This is a genomic window from Dietzia cinnamea NBRC 102147 (assembly GCF_001571065.1).
Lineage (GTDB): Bacteria > Actinomycetota > Actinomycetes > Mycobacteriales > Mycobacteriaceae > Dietzia > Dietzia cinnamea.
On sequence record NZ_BCSW01000116.1, the window covers coordinates 1 to 2524 of the forward strand.

2 protein-coding genes are annotated in these 2524 nt (G+C 57.6%); both read right to left on the reverse strand.

What is annotated here, in order from left to right; all coding sequences use genetic code 11:
• Nucleotides 1–118 precede the first annotated feature (118 nt).
• Nucleotides 119–1288 (reverse strand): HNH endonuclease family protein, encoded by a 1170-nt coding sequence (locus DCI01S_RS16325; RefSeq protein ID WP_061230189.1) that lies wholly within the window; start codon nucleotides 1286–1288, stop codon nucleotides 119–121.
• Complete coding sequence (locus DCI01S_RS16330) at nucleotides 1288–2511, reverse strand: adenine-specific methyltransferase EcoRI family protein (protein ID WP_061230190.1); 1224 nt, start codon at nucleotides 2509–2511, stop codon at nucleotides 1288–1290. The genes DCI01S_RS16325 and DCI01S_RS16330 overlap by 1 nt, the downstream gene beginning before the upstream one ends.
• Nucleotides 2512–2524 lie beyond the last annotated feature (13 nt).

Below are 2524 nucleotides of genomic sequence, written 5' to 3' on the forward strand. Positions count from 1 at the left end.
GAGGGGCACCGGTCATTACAAACTCACAATCCCGTCGTAGCCCTTGACCCGATATACATCACCGGACACGTCTCAAGAGACGAGTCCATCATCGAGGCACGACTGATCAGAACCTATGTCAGCGGTTGCCCTTGGCGCGGTTATGGCTGATGCACAACATCTCGCAGTTCTCGATGCTGGTGCTGCCACCTCGGCTCCAGGCGGTGACGTGGTCGGCCTCCATTTCCGAGATCCTGTAGATCCGGGTCTGGTTGGCGTTGGAGACGCTTGCACAGACGGAGCAGTTGGAGACACCGGCAGCCTTGGCCGCGTCGGTCTGCTGTTTATAAGCCTGCTTCTTGGTCGCGGTCTCGAAGATGCGCACGTCGATCAGCTGGGTGTCGACCTGGCCACCGAGCACGTACTCATAGATTCCGCGCTGGCTCTTAACCGAGTCGTCGTCGCGTAACGCCTGGACCGCCTCGTCGACATCTGAGGCGTTGTAGTGCTGATGGTGGTACGTCTCGTAGAACTTTCCCCAGGGCTGGCCGCGCATCTCCGGGTCCGGCGAGCGGGTGAAGACGTGGTCGATCCAGTTGATGACTTCGTCGAAGTAGGCGCGCAGCTCTCCGCAATCCGTGTCGTGACGGTGGGCTGCCATATAGGCGTCCACGGTGAGTTTCTGGGATTCGGAGACCCACTTGAGTGCCTCGGCGAGCACGTCCTGCCGCTTGGGGTCACCCTTGATGTAGCTCAACCACTTCTGCATGAGTGAGCTCTTGGAGTTCGAGAACACCTTCTTGGCCGCGGTGACGAACGGGCCGGAGTAGATAGCGTTAAGCAGTTCCTGCTGGTTGAGCGGGATGCCGGCGATGTTGATGGTCTGGAACCATTGCTTGATCTCGGACTCGGTGCCAGTGCATTTGTACACCAGCAACTCGCTGTCCATGATCTTGTCCTGCAGCTCCTTGGGAAGCGATCCGAAGCTCTGTTCGTTGCCGTCGTGGACGATGGCGAACCGGCCGGTGACGAACCGGCCAAGCGAGGTAATGCGCTGTTGGCCGTCGAGCACCTCATAGTGGCCGTCGTCGGTGACCGAGAAGTAGATGAGGCCCAGCGGGTAGCCCTTGAGCAGTGACTGGATCACGGCAACGTCCTTCTTGCCGTCGCCGTAGATGTAGCTTCGCTGGTACTCGGGCTGGATTGTGAGCTGGCCGTTCAGGCCGTACAGTCCTTTTCCCTCGAGCTCGTTGTACTGGAAGCCCTCGACGATCTCAGCGACGGTGTATTGCTGGAGTTCGGCTTCCATCAGGCACCTGCCTTGTGACGGACGAGAATTCGAGCATAGACAGCCACGTAGTACTCATCATCGACGATGTAATAGGTTTTTCCCTCAGGGGGAGTTTCGACTTTCAAAGCTGGAGCATCGTTTAGCTTGGTCACTGTTGAACGCACACCCGCTGCGCTCACTTGGGTTTGCCTGGGGTAGATCTTCGTAGCGGCGCCGTACCAGCCTTGACTGGTTCCGACGATCTCGAACTGATCGGGGTTGAATCTGTCCAAGAACGACTTGGGGACACCCATCACGCCGTCGTAGTCGCTCGGGATCGCGCTGGTGTACGGGACTTCGATCGCGTCGAAGTTGTCGTACTTTCGGTACTCGCGGCCGCGAACCTCAGAGTGCCTGCTGAACTTGATGTTGTCGGCCATGCTCATGAGCTCGAGGGGCTCGTGGCGCCGTCCATGTTCGATGTTAGTGAACCAGTTGGAGTTGCCCAGGCGGGTGTAATCGTAGGTGTCGTCTGAAGGGTAGCCGAGCCTTTCAGCCTTGAGCCGGTCCGACTCCTTAACCTCAACCCCCTTAGGGACTCCGAACACCATGTCCGTGGCGTTGGCAGTCGCCCCCTTCCAGATCTGGTTGGTTTGGATGAGGGGAAAGATTTCCTTGTAGGTGACGGCGTTTCCGTTGCCGATCACGGAGAATTTTTTGCCTGCGAGCACCAGCCATGCGACGAATTCCCGGAAAAGTGAAAATGGGGGGTTGGTCACGATGATGTCCGCTTCGTCGCGGAGCGCGGTCACCTCTGGACTACGGAAGTCGCCGTCACCCTTGAGGTATTCCCACTGGAGGTCGTCGATGTTGATAATGCCGTCACCATTGATGTCACGGTCGAGGACGAACTTCTTGCCGTTGGTGTGGGTCTTGACCGAATCGAACTGTGGGTCTTCGGTCTCGAAGAGCGTGGGCTGATGCTTCGGCAACCCGGCGTTACTGTCTGGCGCGAAAGATGTCGCTATCAGCTTCTTTATTCCATAGTCATGAAAATGAAGAGCGAAAAACTTGGCAAAGTTGGACCACTCGGGGTCGTCGCACGGCAAGAGGATGGTTTTGTCGCGAAACACGTCGGGGTCGTAGTCCAAGTAGGCGTTCATCTCGCGTTCGATGTCGGCCCACTGGGTGTAGAACTCGTCGTTCTTAGCCGTCTTAGCAGAGTTGAGATTTCGCGTCCTATGGCCCGCGGCACTGGTCATGGTCTGAGTGTAG